At 71.3% G+C, this 15,726-nt stretch carries 13 protein-coding genes and 1 other RNA gene; 11 read left to right on the forward strand and 3 right to left on the reverse strand.

All coding sequences use genetic code 11. The annotated features are described in order from the left end of the window. Positions 1-17: 17 nt before the first annotated feature. Positions 18-1,967 (forward strand): helix-turn-helix domain-containing protein, encoded by a 1,950-nt coding sequence (locus JKV81_RS07895; protein WP_241748458.1) that lies wholly within the window; start codon positions 18-20, stop codon positions 1,965-1,967. Here JKV81_RS07895 and JKV81_RS07900 read toward each other — a convergent pair. After that, positions 1,943-3,241 carry an IS701 family transposase gene (locus JKV81_RS07900; protein WP_236055719.1) on the reverse strand — a complete coding sequence of 433 codons (1,299 nt, stop codon included), beginning with the start codon at positions 3,239-3,241 and terminating at the stop codon, positions 1,943-1,945. The two genes, JKV81_RS07895 and JKV81_RS07900, sit on opposite strands and share 25 nt — an antisense overlap. A gap of 309 nt (positions 3,242-3,550) precedes the next feature. Here JKV81_RS07900 and JKV81_RS07905 point away from each other — a divergent pair, with 309 nt between their 5' ends. After that, positions 3,551-5,086, forward strand: coding sequence for an Orn/Lys/Arg family decarboxylase (locus JKV81_RS07905; protein ID WP_124276178.1), 1,536 nt, complete (start codon positions 3,551-3,553; stop codon positions 5,084-5,086). 4 nt (positions 5,087-5,090) lie between these two features. Further along, positions 5,091-6,656, forward strand: a complete 1,566-nt coding sequence (locus JKV81_RS07910) for a class I adenylate-forming enzyme family protein (RefSeq protein ID WP_129263663.1) — start codon at positions 5,091-5,093, stop codon at positions 6,654-6,656. Positions 6,657-6,694: 38 nt separating this feature from the next. Here the strand turns inward: JKV81_RS07910 and JKV81_RS07915 are convergent, their stop codons facing one another. Continuing rightward, positions 6,695-6,886 (reverse strand): hypothetical protein, encoded by a 192-nt coding sequence (locus tag JKV81_RS07915; RefSeq protein WP_202075257.1) that lies wholly within the window; start codon positions 6,884-6,886, stop codon positions 6,695-6,697. Between the two features lie 258 nt (positions 6,887-7,144). Between JKV81_RS07915 and ftsE the strand changes: the two genes are divergently transcribed. The 5 genes from ftsE to ssrA all read left to right on the forward strand — a co-directional run bounded on the left by ftsE (position 7,145) and on the right by ssrA (position 11,054). Beyond that, positions 7,145-7,834 carry a cell division ATP-binding protein FtsE gene (gene ftsE, locus JKV81_RS07920; protein WP_014046319.1) on the forward strand — a complete coding sequence of 230 codons (690 nt, stop codon included), beginning with the start codon at positions 7,145-7,147 and terminating at the stop codon, positions 7,832-7,834. Between the two features lie 23 nt (positions 7,835-7,857). Further along, on the forward strand, positions 7,858-8,775 hold the full coding sequence (gene ftsX / locus JKV81_RS07925) for a permease-like cell division protein FtsX (RefSeq protein ID WP_099172926.1): 918 nt from the start codon (positions 7,858-7,860) through the stop codon (positions 8,773-8,775). 68 nt (positions 8,776-8,843) lie between these two features. Beyond that, positions 8,844-10,031, forward strand: coding sequence for a S41 family peptidase (locus tag JKV81_RS07930; protein ID WP_129263660.1), 1,188 nt, complete (start codon positions 8,844-8,846; stop codon positions 10,029-10,031). Between the two features lie 18 nt (positions 10,032-10,049). Then, positions 10,050-10,538, forward strand: a complete 489-nt coding sequence (gene smpB / locus JKV81_RS07935; RefSeq protein WP_099172924.1) for an SsrA-binding protein SmpB — start codon at positions 10,050-10,052, stop codon at positions 10,536-10,538. 129 nt (positions 10,539-10,667) lie between these two features. Continuing rightward, positions 10,668-11,054, forward strand: a transfer-messenger RNA (tmRNA) gene (gene ssrA / locus JKV81_RS07940). A gap of 81 nt (positions 11,055-11,135) precedes the next feature. Here ssrA and JKV81_RS07945 read toward each other — a convergent pair. Continuing rightward, positions 11,136-12,362, reverse strand: coding sequence for an MFS transporter (locus JKV81_RS07945; RefSeq protein ID WP_164992687.1), 1,227 nt, complete (start codon positions 12,360-12,362; stop codon positions 11,136-11,138). Positions 12,363-12,445: 83 nt separating this feature from the next. On the opposite strand from JKV81_RS07945, the gene JKV81_RS07950 reads away from it, so the two are divergent. The 3 genes from JKV81_RS07950 to JKV81_RS07960 form a co-directional block, all read left to right on the forward strand. Continuing rightward, entirely contained in the window at positions 12,446-13,417 is a 972-nt protein-coding gene (locus JKV81_RS07950; RefSeq protein WP_202075258.1) for a LysR family transcriptional regulator, read from the forward strand. Between the two features lie 165 nt (positions 13,418-13,582). After that, on the forward strand, positions 13,583-14,239 hold the full coding sequence (locus tag JKV81_RS07955) for a hypothetical protein (RefSeq protein WP_129263654.1): 657 nt from the start codon (positions 13,583-13,585) through the stop codon (positions 14,237-14,239). Beyond that, the coding region (locus tag JKV81_RS07960; RefSeq protein WP_202075259.1) for a polysaccharide deacetylase family protein at positions 14,240-15,726 on the forward strand (1,487 nt) is incomplete at its 3' end.

The following is a 15,726-nucleotide window of genomic DNA, read 5'->3' on the forward strand; positions in this document are numbered from 1 at the left end:
GGGGGAGGGAACGAACGGTGCCGAGCGAGGACCACTCAGTACGTGACGCCCTGTTCGGCCTGTTCGAGTTACTGGCGACGGAGGCACCCCCGGAGCGCTTCGAGGAAGTGATCCGCACCGCCCTGCCCGACCGCACCGACACCGAGTCCGCCGCCCTGCTCGACCGGGCCAGAGGCCTCGCCCTCGACATCCACAGCCTCTTCGCCCGCCGGCACCAGCGCGAGGCCGGACTCGCCGCCCTGGTGGACACGGCGAGGGAACTGACCCTTCCCTACGAGCTGGACGTGCTGCTGAAGGTCGTCACCCGCCGCGCCCGGCTGCTGCTCAACCTCGACATGTCGTGGATCAGCTTCCACGATCCGGCCGAGGACTGTTCGTACGTCCGCGCCGCCGACGGGCACGCGTCCGCGATCACCGTGGGATTCCGGATCGCCGAGTCCGGTGGTCCGGGCAGCCGTTCCGGCACACTCGCCGCCCCGTTCTGGTCCCCCGACTTCCCCGGCGACGACCGCTTCCCGCACACCGGCGCGATCGACGGCGTGGTGCGCGCCGAGGGGCTGCGGGCCCTGATGGCGGTGCCGCTGCACGACGGGAACCACGTCTTCGGGTCGCTGTATGTCGCCGACCGCAAGGTGCGGCACTTCGCGCCCGACGAGATCACCCAGATGTCCTCGCTCGGCGACCTGGTCTCCGTGGCCATCAAGAAGGCCCGGCTGCTCGACCGGGCCAGGGACGAGATATCGGAGCTGGAGCTCGACTCCTCGCGCGCCATGGACTTCTTCTCCGCGGCCCGCCATCTGCGCGAGACGCAGAGCCGGCTGATCGACCTGGTGCTGCGCGGACGGGACCTGCACGAGCTGACCGCCGTCGCCGCCGGGGCGCTCGACGGCGTCCTGCTCGTGCGCGACGTGGCGGGGCGTGAGCTGGCGGGCGCGGGCGAGGTCCCCGGCCTCGACGAGGGCGAGCTGCTCAGGACCGTTCTCGACGCCCACACCGAGCGGGCCCCGGTCCGGTCGGCCGAGGGCCTGTGGTGCTGTCCCGCGGCGGCGGGCGACGAGATCCTGGCCACGCTCGTGTTCGTGCCGCGGGAGGCGTCCAGCGACATCACCGCCCAGCTGCTGCGGATCGTCGCCCAGGCCACCGCCGTCCTGCTCCAGGTGCAGCGCAGCGCGGCCGCCGCCGAGGGGCAGATGCGCGACCAGCTCTTCCACGAGCTGCTCAGCTCCTCGCAGTACACCCCCGCGCAGCTCGCCGAGCGGGCCCGCAGGCTGGCCGTGGACCTGACCGAGCCTCATGTCGCCGTGGTGGCACGCCCGGAGGGCGGAGCCCAGGGCAAGGCCGTCGTGTGGGCGTCCTCGTACGCCCACCGGCTCTCCGGGCTGAAGACCACGGACGGCGGCTGCATCGTCCTGCTGCTGCCCGGCACCGACCCGGGGGCGGCGGCGCGCAGGGTCTCGCGGGAGCTGTCCTCGGTGCTCGGCCACCCGGTGACGGCCGGCGCGGCCGGGCCGATCACCAGCGCCGGGTCGATCGTCCCGACGTACCAGGAGGCGAGGCGCTGCCTGGACGCGCTGACCGCGCTGGGCGGCGACGGCGCCACCGCGTCGCCCCAGGAGCTGGGCTTCCTCGGCATGCTCCTGTCCGAGCGGCCGGACACCGTCGCCTTCATCACCTTCACCATCGGGCCCGTCCTGGACTACGACAGCCAGCAGTGCACCGAGCTGGTGCGCACCCTGGAGGCCTACTTCGCCTCGGGGAACAGCCCCACGCGCGCCGCCGAGAGCCTGCACGTGCACCCCAACACCGTCTCGCGGCGGCTGGAGCGCATCACCGACCTCCTGGGCCCGGGCTGGCAGGAGCCGGTGCGCGCCCTTGAGGTCCAGCTCGCCCTGCGGCTGCACCGCGCCCGGCACACGCTCCTCAAGGGCGGCGCCGAGCTGCCTCAGGCCGAGGCACCCGCCACATAGGGGCTGGCCAGCCTGGGAGGCCGGGCCGTGCGGAGCGGTACCGGCACGGGGGCGACGGAAGGGACCAGCGCGGGCCAGGGCCCGCGCGCCGTGTTCTCGCCCCAGCCCGTCCCGCCCAGCAGCGCCGCCGCGTGGGCGACGGAGGCCAGGGTGATGTGCCGGTGCCAGCCGCGGAAGGAGCGGCCCTCGAAGTCCCGCAGCCCGACCCGCTCCCCGACCTCGGTGAAGTCCCGTGAGACCCGGCGGGCGAGCCTGCTCATCCGCAGCAGCGCGGGCACGGGGGCCTGCGTCATGTCGGTGAGCAGCAGCTCTCCGGCGGGCCGCAGCGGATCGTTCCACACCCCGAGCAGCAGCATGCTGCGCTGTCCCCGGCCCGGCGTCTCAGCCCGGCCGAACGTGGCCCGCCCGCCGAACACCACCCGCACGGCGACGACCAGCGCGCTCGACCCGCCCCAGCGGACGGGGTGGCGCAGGCCCTTGACCGCCTCGACGATCTGCTGGGCGGACACCGCCCCGGCGCCGTAACCGGGAAGGGCCGGATCGGCCACCGCCAGCCGGCTCGACGGCCCGATCCTCGCGAGTACGGGGACCCCCGCGTCCCCGAACTCACGCATCAGCATGGGCAGATCGTGCCCGCCGGCGTTCAGCAGCAGCGGCCTGGGCGGCACCGGCCAGCGGTCCATCGTCTCCCGCACGGCCGCCACCGCGCACTCGTCCCGTGACTCCGCGACGGTCTCCGCGGGGATGTCCGCGCGCCGCCGCCTGGAGGTGTCCTGCAGCCAGCACTCCGGCAGATGCAGCCGCCAGTTGACGGGGACGCTCATCTCCTCCGAGGCGAACCACAGGCCGTAGGCCCGCTGGCCCGGTGCCTCCCCGGTCGCCGGGGACCCCGCCGCCACCCCCACCGACTGGTCGCCGGCCTTGGGGATGGACATCTGCTGGAGCACCCAGGCCTGGGGCGGGACGGTCCGCTGCACATAACAGGCCAGCGCCTCCCGGACCGGCGCCCAGTCCCAGGTGGAGCTGGAGATGAAGTGCTGCAGGCTCTGCTCGGCGGCCGAACCGCCCACGAGGGAGGCGACGTTACGCATGGTCTTGCGCCCGCCCACCGTCAGCAGCCCGCGCAGGTACTGCTCCCCCTTCGCGCGCTGGTCCCTCCTTCGCAGCGACGCGGAGAACACCGCGCCGGCGAGCTCGGAGACCACATCGGACGGCCCGGCGCCGTCCGGGAAATCGGCGAACACATCCTTGGTCTGATTCAGGGCTCCACTCATACGCCAACGGTGGCCCCCGCAGGGGCCGGCGGACGAGGTGCGCCGGGCACCAGATCGCTCCCGGCGATGGTGGTCCGGCCACCACGGGGCCGCGGTGCCGTGCCCCCGAACTCCCCTGATGCGGCCGTGCGCGGTGTGGCCGGGCCACCGCCCGCACCCCCGAGGTGACGGATCACGTGACGGAACACCTGACGAAGTCACCCGCATCTGACGGGACCCGGCGCAGTCCCTGTCGTCCCCGGGCGCGGGTGCGGAGAGTGGGCCCACGACACCCTCGCGGGTGTTCCCTCACCCTCAGGAGCCCACGCCATGCCTGAAGCCGGCAGCGGTACCGCTGTACGTCCGGGGCCCGGGGCCCTGCCCGCCTCGGCGAGCGGTGCACCGCTCGCCGAGGCGGTGCTCTCCGTGGCCCGCCGGGACATCGCCTCGTTCCACGCCCTTCCCCTGTCCCACGGCGGTTCCATCCGGAACTCGAAGATCCGTGATGTCTACGAAGCGCTGTTCGGCCAGGCGCAGCTCGCCTCGGAGGTGTCGTACAGCGGCACGATGCTCGACTCGTTCTTCCGCCCGCGCGGCCCCCTGCGGGCCGCCCAGCAGCTCGCGGCGGCGAGCTTCGGCGCCGACTCCACCACCTTCCTGTCCGCCGGCACCAGCACCGCCAACCGGGTCGCCCTCGGCGCCCTGGTGCCGCGCGGCGGCCGGGTGCTCGCGGACCGCAGCTGCCACCAGTCGGTGCACTTCGCGCTCGGCGACATGAACGCCACGACGGAGTACGCGCCGATGCGCCGCTGCTGCGCCTCGTGCCCGCGTACCTTCGCCGATCTTCGGCGGCTGCTCGACATGTTCGCGCTCGCCGTCGCCGAGGGCGTGCCGTACGACACGGTGGTGCTGTCCGCGGTCTCCTACGACGGCGTCCGCTACGACATGCCGGCCCTGCTCGCCGCGCTGGCCGAACTGCACCCCGGGGTGTCCGTCCTGGTCGACGAGGCCTGGGGCGCCGTCCACCGCTTCCACCCGCGGCTCCAGCCGCTGACCGCCCTGGAGGCGGTGCGCGGACTGCGCGCGTCCGACCCCGGGCTGCCGATGACGGTCGCGGTCACCCACTCCGCGCACAAGTCCATGTCGGCGCTGCGCCAGGGCTCGTACCTGCATCTGATGGGTGACGGCGAGATGCAGGAGTCGATCGCACAGGCGCTCTTCCAGCACCACACCACCTCGCCGTCCTGGCCGGTGCTGGCCAGCCTCGACCTGGCCAGGCTCCAGGCCGAGGCGGAGGGCGAGGCGCTGCTGGACCGCTCCCTGAACCTCGCCAGGACCCTGCGCGAGGAGATCCGCACGGACCCCCGGCTCTCGGCGTACCGCACGCTCGGACCCGACGGACACCTCGGCGACCCCGGCCTGCTGGTCCACGACGACCCCACCCGGGTCCTGGTGGACATCGGCGCCCTGGGCATCACCGCCGCGGAGTTCCGCCGCATCCTCTTCGACGAGTACGCCCTGTACGTCGCGCGGGAGAGCGGTGACGCGGTCGTCTTCCACGTCCACATCGGCGTCGACGAGGGGATCCTGCTGCGGCTGCTGGACGCCCTGCGCATCGTCCAGCGCACCTACCGGGCGACCACGGAGGCCCTGGCGGGGGACGTCGCCGAGCACTTCATCATCGCCTACCCGCCGGGCATCCCGATCACCGTGCCCGGCGAGAAGCTCTCGGACCGGACCCGCGGCGAGCTCGACGCGCTGCGCACCAGCGGCGTCGAGATCTACACGCTGCGCCAAGGACGTACGGCCGCGGTGTCCCCCGCCGGCGGGGCGACGGACACCGCGGCCCCGGTGGATACGGAGTGAACAGATGCTCAGACTCGCGGACATCCGCAGGAACGCCGCCCGGCGCCCGGACGGCACAGCGATCGTCGACGGCCCGACCCGCCTGACCTGGCGGGAGTTCGAGGACCGTACGGCCCGGGTGGCGGCCGGACTGCACGCCCTCCTGCCCCCGGAACGCCCGGCCCGGGCGGCGTTCGTCGCCGGGAACAGCTGGCAGCTGGTCGTCCTCATGGCCGCCTGCGCCAGCCTGGGCGTCCCCTGCGTCGGCCTCGACCACACGGCGACCCCGGAGGCGACGGCGCACGCCCTGGCGCAGCTGCGGCCCACCGTGCTGATCAGCACCGCCGCGTGCCGGCCCCTCCTGGAGCGTGCCGGCGTGCCCGACGGCGGTGACGGTGTGCTCGCCGTCCACCTGGACGGCTCCACCGAGGGCGCCCCCACGTACGCCTCCCTCGCTGCCACCGAACCGCGCGAAGTGGAGCCGGTGAAACAGCCGTTCGCGACGTACTGCTTCACCTCGGGCACCAGCGGCCGGCCCAAGATGGTGATCCGCACCTTCTCGTTCGAGGAGCGCCGACTCGCCACCCTGGTACGCCAGTTCGGGTTCGGCCCGGACGACGTGCACCTGGTGACCGTCCCGCTCTACCACTCCTCGGGGCCCGGCTGGGCGCGGGTCTTCCTGGCCCGCGGCGGAAGGATCGTCCTGTGCCCGGAGGGGGACGGGGCGGACCTGGCCCGGCTGATCCGGGCCGAGGGCGTCTCCACCACCTTGATGGTCCCGCCGGTGCTCGCCTCGCTGGTCTCGCACCCCGACTCCCGGGAGCTGGCCGCCACCTCCCGGCTGCGTTTCGTGCTCTCCGGGGGCCGCCAGCTCAACCGGTGGCTGATCGCCACGGCCTGGGAGCGCCTTGGGCCGGTGCTGCACCTGTACTACGGCACGACCGAGACCGGCGTGAACACCCTGATCACCCCGGACGAGCTGCATACCGCCCCGGGCCGTGCGGGGCGCGCCTGGGAGGGCAGCACCCTTGCGGTGGTCGACGCGCAGGGACACCTGCTCCCGCCGGGCGTACGCGGCCGGGTCGCCATCGCGAGCTACCAGCTCATGGACGACTACGCCGCCGAGCTGCCGGTCTTCCTGGACCTCGACCCGGGCGACGGCGAAGGCCCCCGGCGCTTCCTGCTCACGGGCGACAGCGGCGTCCTCGACGAACAGGGGCACCTCGAACTCACCGGCCGTACGGACGGCGTCTCCAAGGTGGACGAGACCGCCCCGCTGGACGTGAACGTCTTCGGCCTCGAGTACGACCTGATGGATCTGCCCTGTGTACGGGACACGGTCGTCCTCCGTGTCGACCTGCCCACGCTCGGTGACGCTCTGGTGGTGCCGATCGTCCCCGTCTCACCGGAGCGTGAAGCTGGAGCGCTCAGGGCCGTGCGCGCGGCCTGCGCCGGACGGGTGCCCTGTCTGCCGGCCCATGTCCTGCCGGTCGCGTCCATCCCGTACAGCCCGACGGGCAAGGTGCGGGCGGGAGAGCTGCTCGACGCGGTGCTCCCGCGCGTGCTCGCGGGGGAGGGGTACGACGCATAGTGGTCAGGAGGGCGTGGTGACCGGTGGTGACTCCCCGGTCACACGGCCTGGTGCACGAGCAGGGCCAGGGAGGCCGTCAGGATCACCATGAGGGCGATCAGCATCGCCGGATTCAGCCCCGCGAACGGGCCCTCCTCCTGCATGCGCTCCCGGCTCGCCCGGCAGACGCGGCAACGGCCCTCGTTCACGGGAGCCGCGCAGTTCGCGCACACCAGTCGGTCATAGGTCATGCGCATTCCTCCTCCCGCGCGGCGGAGCCGCATTCACCGTCTCTCCGCACAACGCTCCGGGAAACCCAACCGTTCCCCCTACCACTGTGCCAGGTCGCGGGGCATTCGGCGCGCCCCGACGGGCAAGGTCCGGCACGCCCCGGTTCGTACACCGTCGCGTTCCGTTACATAACGCCCATCACTGGACACCGACTGCACGCGTCAGCCGGGTTCGCGTATGGTCACGCTCACCTACCCCCGGCCGACCGTGGTGCATCCGTGATCCGATTCGACAACGTCTCCAAGACCTACCCGAAGCAGAGCCGCCCAGCTCTCCGGGACGTCTCACTCGACATCGAGAAGGGTGAGTTCGTCTTCCTGGTGGGCTCCTCCGGCTCCGGCAAGTCCACCTTCATGCGGCTCATCCTCCGGGAGGAGCGCGCCAGTCAGGGCATGGTCCACGTGCTCGGCAAGGACCTCGCCCGGCTGTCCAACTGGAAGGTGCCGCAGATGCGCCGCCAGCTGGGCACGGTCTTCCAGGACTTCCGTCTCCTCCCCAACAAGACCGTCGCCGAGAACGTGGCCTTCGCGCAGGAGGTCATCGGCAAGCCGCGCGGCGAGATCCGCAAGGCCGTGCCGCAGGTCCTCGACCTCGTGGGACTCGGGGGCAAGGAGGACCGGATGCCCGGTGAGCTCTCCGGTGGTGAGCAGCAACGTGTCGCCATCGCGCGGGCGTTCGTCAACCGCCCCATGCTGCTCATCGCGGACGAGCCGACCGGCAACCTCGACCCGCAGACCTCCGTGGGCATCATGAAGCTGCTGGACCGGATCAACCGGACCGGCACCACCGTGATCATGGCGACCCACGACCAGAACATCGTCGACCAGATGCGCAAGCGCGTCATCGAGCTCGAGCAGGGCCGTCTCGTCCGTGACCAGGCGCGTGGCGTCTACGGCTACCAGCACTGAGCATCGAGTACTGAAAGGACGCCATGCGCGCCCAGTTCGTCCTGTCGGAGATCGGCGTCGGTCTTCGTCGTAACCTCACGATGACCTTCGCGGTCGTGGTCTCCGTCGCCCTCTCGCTCGCCCTGTTCGGCGGGGCGCTGTTGATGCGCGAGCAGGTCAGCTCGATGAAGACCTACTGGTACGACAAGGTCAACGTCTCGATCTTCCTCTGCAACAAGAACGACGCCAAGGACGTGCCCAAGTGCGCCAAGGGTGCCGTCACGGCGGAGCAGAAGAAGGAGATCGAGGCCGATCTCAAGAAGATGGACGCCGTCGAGACCGTCCAGTTCGAGACGGTCGACGAGGCGTACAAGCACTACCAGGAGCAGTTCGGCGACTCGCCGATGGCCGGCAACATCACGCCGGACCAGATGCAGGAGTCGTTCCGCGTCAAGCTCGACGACCCGCAGAAGTACAAGGTGGTCGCCACGGCCTTCGCCGGCCGTGACGGGGTGCAGTCCGTCCAGGACCAGCGCAGCATCCTGGACAACCTCTTCGGGCTGATGAACGGCATGAACGTCGCCGCGATCTTCCTGATGGGGCTGATGCTGGTCATTGCGCTGATGCTCATCGTGAACACCGTCCGCGTCTCGGCGTTCAGCCGGAGACGGGAGACGGGCATCATGCGGCTGGTGGGGGCCTCGGGCTTCTACATCCAGATGCCGTTCATCATGGAGGCCGCCTTCGCCGGCCTGATCGGCGGACTGCTCGCCTGCGTGATCCTGATAGCGGCGCGGTACTTCCTGATCGACGGCGGACTCGCGCTCCAGGAGAAGCTGAATCTGATCGACTTCATCGGCTGGGAGGCGGTCCTCACGAAGCTCCCGCTGGTGCTTGCGATCGGTCTGCTGATGCCCGCCGTTGCCGCTCTCTTCGCATTGCGCAAGTACCTCAAGGTGTGACGAGCGCCCCGTCCCGCATGCGGCCAACGAACCGTGTGCGGACGGGGCGTTGTCCTACACTCGGCCACATGCCGGGCCTTACGTACCATTTGAAACCCCGCGGTCTCTACCGCGGGGCGGCCCTGACGTTGGTGTTCGCGAGCGTGCTGGCCACCGCCGCGGCCACCGGGTCCCTGCCCCGTGAGGACGGGGAGAGCACGGAGATAAAGACCCGTGCGGTGTCCTCCACCGTCGGCTCCGTGGACCGTGAGGAGATCGCCGACGCGGTCGCCGACGCGGAGGCCGACGGCAAGTCCGGCACCGACGCGGCCGAGGAGGTCGTCAGCCGCAGCGGTGACCGCTGGGGCGCGGTCTACGACGAGCGGGAGTACGAGGAGTTCGAGCAGGCCCTCGACGGCTCGTACACCGGGGTGGGGATCGCCGCCCGCCGCGCGGCCCACGGCCAGGTCACCGTCACCGGGGTCAAGGCCGGCGGACCGGCGGACCGTGCCGGGGTGCGCGAGGGCGACCTGCTGCGCACCGTGGACGGACGCGCGGTCGCGAAGCGCCCCGTCGCCGAGGTGGTCGCCCTGCTGCGCGGGGACCGCGTGAAGGCGTCGGAGGGCTCCACGGTGGTCCTAGGGCTGAGCCGCGGCGGACACTCCTGGACCACGACCCTGCGCAGGGCCCGGCTCAGCACGGACCCGGTGAGCGTCCGACGGCTCGGCCGGGACCCGTCGTCGGCCGTGCTGATCAAGGTCGCCGCGTTCACCAAGGGCGCCGGCACCGCCGTCCGCGACGCCGTGGACGGGGCGCCCGGGGACGCCGGGATCCTCCTGGACCTCCGGGCCAACTCGGGCGGCCTGGTCAGCGAGGCCGTCACCGCCTCCTCCGCCTTCCTGGACGGCGGACTCGTCGCGACGTACGACGTCCACGGGGAGCAGCGCGCCCTCTACGCCGATCCCGGCGGGGACACCGAGCGGCCCGTGGTCGTCCTGGTGGACGGCGGCACGATGAGCGCCGCCGAGCTGCTGACCGGGGCGCTCCAGGACCGGGGGAGGGCCGTGACCGTCGGATCGCGCACCTTCGGCAAGGGATCCGTGCAGTTGCCCAGCAAGCTCCCGGGCGGCTCGGTGGCCGAGCTGACCGTCGGGCACTACCGCACTCCGGCGGGCCGCAGCGTCGAGGGAAGCGGCATCACACCGGACGTCGGGGCGGGTCCGGAGGCCCAGGAGCGGGGCGAGACGGTATTGAGTGGCCTCGGGGGTGGGTCGTAGTGCGAAAATGACCGCACTATGGCCAAGGAAAAAGACACCGGGCGCAAGATGATCGCGCAGAACAAGAAGGCGCGGCACGACTACCACATCATCGACACCTACGAGTGCGGTCTCGTGCTCATGGGTACGGAGGTCAAGTCGCTGAGGATGGGCAGGGCGTCGCTGGTCGACGGCTTCGTCCAGATCGACGACGGGGAGGCGTGGCTGCACAACATCCACGTCCCGGAGTACGTGCAGGGCACGTGGACCAACCACGCGGCCAAGCGCAAGCGCAAGCTGCTCCTGCACCGGGCCGAGATCGACAAGCTCCGGTCCAAGTCGCAGGAGACGGGCCACACGATCGTGCCGCTCGCGCTGTACTTCAAGGACAGCCGCGTCAAGGTCGAGATCGCGCTGGCGAAGGGCAAGAAGGAGTACGACAAGCGCCAGACGCTGCGGGAGAAGCAGGACACGCGGGAGACGAACCGGGCGATCTCGGCGGCCCGCCGCCGCCAGCGCAGCGCCTGACCGGGTCCGCGTACCGGACGCGCCGGGGCCCGCGCCCCGGAGCCGCAGGAATACGGTGGCACCCGCGTGCGTTGGTCACGTACGATGGGCGTGCACCCCACAGAGGGCGCACGATTGAAAAATCAACATGGGGATGATCGGTTTCGACAGCGGATGTCGAAGCAGGGGAAGCGAGTCGAGGAAGCGGCAATGATCTCGTAAACCATATGTCGCAAAAAATAATCGCCAATTCCAAGCGCGATTCCTCCGCCTTCGCCCTCGCTGCCTAATTAGCAGCTAGCGAAGACTCTGCGGAGTGTCAGCCCGGGAGTGATCCCGACCCGGATCCTGGCATCAACTAGGGATCTAAACTTCTAAGCCCGGCCACGGGGTTTGGAAGGAAATCAAACAGTGGCTGGGCCTGTCGGAGGCTTGTTCGCGTGACCTCCGGGGCCGAGAAAAGCGTAGCGAACTGCACTCGGAGAAGCCCTGGTTCCGCACCGTTGGACGCGGGTTCGATTCCCGCCATCTCCACAATTCCCATGTGAACGAGGACCCCGTTGCCCCTGGCAGCGGGGTCCTCGTTTTTTGTGCCTGTGTCCGCGCGCCCGTACGCGGTCAGGCCCTGCGCGTTCCCACGGCCGCCACGGCCAGGGCGAGTGCCGCGGCGCACATCGGCGCCGCGTATCCGGTCACCGTCCCGGCGTTCTCCACCGTCCAGCCGCCCGCCGCGGAACCCGCCGCTATGCCGCCCAGCAGCGCGGTGACGGCCAGTGTCATGCCCTCGTTGAGCTGCGCGGGCGGGGTGAGCCGCTGGATCAGGGTCATGCCGGTGACCATGGTGGGCGCGGTGGCCGCCCCCGCGAGCAGCAGGCAGCCCGCGAGGACCAGCAGCGAGCCGGTCGTGGCCGCAGCGATCAGGGGGAGCGACATCAGTACGGTCATCCCCGTCAGGCAGAGCAGCAGCCTGCGTCCCACGGCCGCCGCCGGGCGCAGCGAACCGTAGAGCAGCCCGGCCACACAGGAGCCGCCGGCCTGGAGAGCGAGGATGGCGCCCCCGGCGTGCGCGATGGAGACGACCTCCATCGCGCCGAAGACGGCCCCGGTCGCGAGGAAGACGGCGAGCAGCGCGGGGATGCCAGGGGTCCGCAGGGGAGAGGCGGCCGGTGTGCGGGGGGCCACCGGCGGCTCGGTCGCGCGCTGCGCGGCGAAGAGCAGGACGCCGGTCATGAGCAGCACCGCGCCGGTGAGGGTGCCGGCCTCCGGGAAGAGCGCCCCGCACAGGGACGCGGCGAGGACCGGGCCGAGCATGAAGCACAGTTCGTCGGCGGCCTGTTCGAAGGAGTTCGCGGTGTGCAGGGCCGCCGCGTCGCCCCGGTGCAGATGGGCCCAGCGGGCCCGCGACATGCCGCCGGTGTTCGGGGTGGTGGCCGTCGCGGCGTAGGCGGCGAAGAGGGTCCAGACCGGGGCGCCGTAATGCACGCAGAGGACCAGGGCCAGCGAGCCGAGTGCCGCGACCGCGGTGGCGGGCACCGCGATCCTGGCCTGGCCGTACCGGTCGACGAGACGGGCGGTCCAGGGGGCGACCACGGCGGTGGCGGCCAGCCCGGTCGCGGTCACGGCCCCGGCCAGGGCGTACGAACCGTGCGCCCCGGCGATCATGATGACGGCGCTGACGCTGAACATCCCCATGGGCAGCCTGGCGAGGAGGTTGCCAGCGGTGAACGCGCGCGCCCCGGGGGTGGCGAGCAGGCGCAGATACGGATTGGCCGGGGCCCGGGGCGGGTCCGGGGCCGGGGAGGGCGGGGTGTCGGCGAGGGCCGGGGCGGCGGTTTCAGGAGGCACGCCCCCACCCTCGGATCGCGCGGCCGATGGCGTCCAACACCTGATCCGGGCCCATTGACGCACTCCTGTTGTAAATTGGGCCCGTGGCCGCATCCGACACCGATCCCCGGCTCCTCCGCGCCTTCGTCGCGGTGGCCGAGGAGCTGCACTTCACCCGGGCCGCCGCCCGCCTGTACGTCGCCCAGCAGGCGCTGAGCCGGGACATCCGCCGGCTGGAGCGCGAGCTGGGCCGGGCGCTGTTCGTCCGGACCACCCGGCAGGTGACGCTCACCCCGGACGGCGAACGCCTCCTCCCGCACGCCCGCCGGGTGCTCGACGCGCACGCCGCGCTCCGTGCGGCCTTCGCGGACCCCGCGGACCGCCCGCTGCTCGTCGATCTCAACACCGACGGGATGACGGCGGCCCGGGTGCTGGCCCGGGCCCGCGAGCTGGTGCCCGAGTGCGAGCTGATGGCGCGCTTCGAGAGCGGGCTGACCTGGGCGGCGGGCGAGGTGCTCGCCGGCCGGCTCGACGTCTCCTTCGGCCGGGCGGCCGGGCTCGATCCCGCCGTCCTCGCCCAGCTCTCCGTACAGCCGGTGCGGTACGAGCCGATGGCCGTTCTCCTGCCGGCCGGTCACCCCCTGGCCGGGTGCGAGGAGGTCGCCCTGAGTGATCTGACCGGCGAAACCGTCTACGCCGGGGCGGGCAATGCGCGCACGCTGGAGTGGACGGACCTCGCGGCCGCTCTCTTCGCGGAGTGGGACATCGTCCTGGCCCCGCCCGCTCCGCTCGCCGTCGGAGTGGCCGAATTCCAACGGGTCATGGCGAAGACCGGGAACCCCGTGCTGGCCGTCGCAGGCTTTCCGCCCCTGCCGGGGACGGTGCTGCGCCCCCTCGTGCGCCCGGTGCCCCTGTCGCCGCTGCTGATGGTGTGGCGCAAGGGCTTCCACCACCCCGGCCTGGCCGCACTGCGTGCCGCGGTGACCGAACTCGCGGGTAGGGAAGGATGGATGGTACGGCCACCGACATCCTGGCTGCCGGAAACCGATCTGTCACTCATGGGTCACTGTTCATGAACAACAGGTGATACAGCCCTCTTCCGGTCGCCGGCGTGCGCTACATTCGTGGTTTCGGGTGCTCGGTGACGGGTGCGGACGGACGGGTGGGGGCCTGATCCGATGGCACGATTCCAGTCATTTCCCGCGCACCTGGTTCTTTGAGTGGGGGAAGTGCGAACACCTGTGGAAAATTGGCGCGAAGGTACCCGAACCGGGCACACGCATGAGCCGAACGACGTGACCGTCCAACTGGACGGACTCGGTCGTCAGCTCTCCGAGCTACCCGTTGAACCCGGCCCTCCGGACCCGTCCGACGGCCCGGTGTTCGTCGACGAGAGCGGCCGTCGCAGCAAGACGTACCGGCGTGTGGGCTGGGTGCTCGCCGCGATCTGCGCGGTGTACGCCGTGACGCTCGTGGTCGCCGTGCTCGGCGGGAACTCCAGCGCTCCCTGGCTGCCCCTCTCCGGGCAGGAGGAGAAGCACGCGGAAGAGGTCGAGGTCCGGCCCGCCCCGAGCGACGCCACCGTGTCCGAGAGCCCCGGTGCCACCCCCACCGCCTCCGCCTCGGTCTCCGGCGTCCCCGGGGCGACCCCCTCGGGCAGCGCCGCCTCCGCGTCCGGCGGTTCGGCCGGTCCCGGCGCGAGCGCCTCGGCCTCCACGTCCGGCAAGCCGCCCCGGACCGGCACGTCCTCCAACCCCGTCGTCCCGGGCAGCCCGGTCTCCGAACAGCCGACCGGTGATCCGTCGCCGTCGGTCACCGCCGACCCGCCCGTCGAGGAGAGTCCTCCGGCCTCCCCGGACCCCTCGGAATCCCCGGTGCAACCAGAAGGCGTTCAGTAAATGACAACCCCCGTTTCGCGGGGCAGACACAACCGGAAGAAGAAGCGGACCGTCCGGCGCAGACTTCCCATGCGCTACCTGCTTCCGTCGCTCCTTCTTGTGGCCCTGCTCGCCATGCTCATGCTGCGCGGATACGTGCACAGCGAGATCCTCGCCGACCACCGCGTCCAGCCCCCCGCTCCCACCACCCAGGTGCCTGACAAGGTCCTCGAAGGCGGACCTGTCATCGACGCCCGCGCGGAGGGCGAGGAAGCCACGACGCTCCGGATACCCGATCACAAGATCGTCCTGACATTCGACGACGGCCCCGACCCGGTCTGGACCCCGCGGGTCCTGGACGAGCTGAAGGAGCACGACGCCCACGGCGTCTTCTTCGTCACCGGCACCATGGCCTCGCGCTACCCGGACCTCGTGAAGCGGATGGTCGACGAGGGGCACGAGGTGGGGCTGCACACCTTCAACCACCCCGACCTCTCCTTCCAGTCCACCAGCCGCATCGACTGGGAGCTCTCCCAGAACCAGCTGGTGCTGGCGGGCGCCGCCGGCATCCGCACCTCGCTGTTCCGGCCCCCGTACTCCTCGTTCTCCGACGCGATGGACAACAAGTCCTGGCCGGTCACCCAGTACATCGGCAGCCGCGGCTACCTCACCGTCGTGAACAACACCGACAGCGAGGACTGGAAGCGCCCCGGCGTCCACGCGATCATCAAGCGCGCCACGCCCAAGCACGGGAACGGCGCGATCATCCTCATGCACGACTCCGGTGGCGACCGGTCCCAGACCGTGGCCGCCCTGGGCCGGTTCCTGCCCGAGATGCAGGAGCGCGGCTACGAGTTCACCAACCTGACGTCGGCGCTCGGCGCCCCCAGCGCGCACACCCCGGTCACCGGGCTCGCGCTCTGGAAGGGCAAGGCGTTCGTCGGCGCGGTCAAGATCTCCGAGAACGTCACCAGCGTCCTGGTGGTGGGCCTCGCGGCCATCGGCGTCCTGGTGATGGTCCGCTTCGGCCTGATGCTGCTGCTCTCCTTCCTGCACGCCAGGAAGGTGCGCCGCAGGAACTTCCGCTGGGGCGAGCCGTTCACCCGGCCCGTCTCGGTCCTCGTGCCCGCGTACAACGAGCGCGAGTGCATCGAGGCGACCGTGCGGTCGCTGGTCGCCAGTGACTATCCGATCGAGGTCATCGTCATCGACGACGGCTCGACGGACGGCACGGCCGACCTCGTCGAGGCGATGTGGATCCCGAACGTCAGGGTCGTACGCCAGCGCAACGCCGGCAAGCCGGCGGCCCTCAACAACGGCATCGCGCACGCCCGGTACGACATCGTCGTGATGATGGACGGCGACACGGTCTTCGAGCCCTCCACCGTGCGCGAGCTCGTCCAGCCGTTCGCCGACCCGAAGGTCGGAGCGGTCGCGGGCAACGCCAAGGTCGGCAACCGCGACTCGCTGATCGGCGCCTGGCAGCACATCGAGTACGTGATGGGCTT

It is taken from the genome of Streptomyces silvae, assembly GCF_016745505.1.
Classification (GTDB): domain Bacteria; phylum Actinomycetota; class Actinomycetes; order Streptomycetales; family Streptomycetaceae; genus Streptomyces; species Streptomyces silvae.

Bases quoted from the DNA above. Each gene is read 5' to 3' on its own strand.
- JKV81_RS07900 (WP_236055719.1), bottom strand. From the start codon at position 3,241: ATGAGTGGAGCCCTGAATCAGACCAAGGATGTGTTCGCCGATTTCCCG.
- JKV81_RS07905 (WP_124276178.1), top strand. From the start codon at position 3,551: ATGCCTGAAGCCGGCAGCGGTACCGCTGTACGTCCGGGGCCCGGGGCC.
- JKV81_RS07910 (WP_129263663.1), top strand. From the start codon at position 5,091: ATGCTCAGACTCGCGGACATCCGCAGGAACGCCGCCCGGCGCCCGGAC.
- JKV81_RS07915 (WP_202075257.1), bottom strand. From the start codon at position 6,886: ATGACCTATGACCGACTGGTGTGCGCGAACTGCGCGGCTCCCGTGAAC.
- ftsX (WP_099172926.1), top strand. From the start codon at position 7,858: ATGCGCGCCCAGTTCGTCCTGTCGGAGATCGGCGTCGGTCTTCGTCGT.
- JKV81_RS07930 (WP_129263660.1), top strand. From the start codon at position 8,844: ATGCCGGGCCTTACGTACCATTTGAAACCCCGCGGTCTCTACCGCGGG.
- smpB (WP_099172924.1), top strand. From the start codon at position 10,050: ATGGCCAAGGAAAAAGACACCGGGCGCAAGATGATCGCGCAGAACAAG.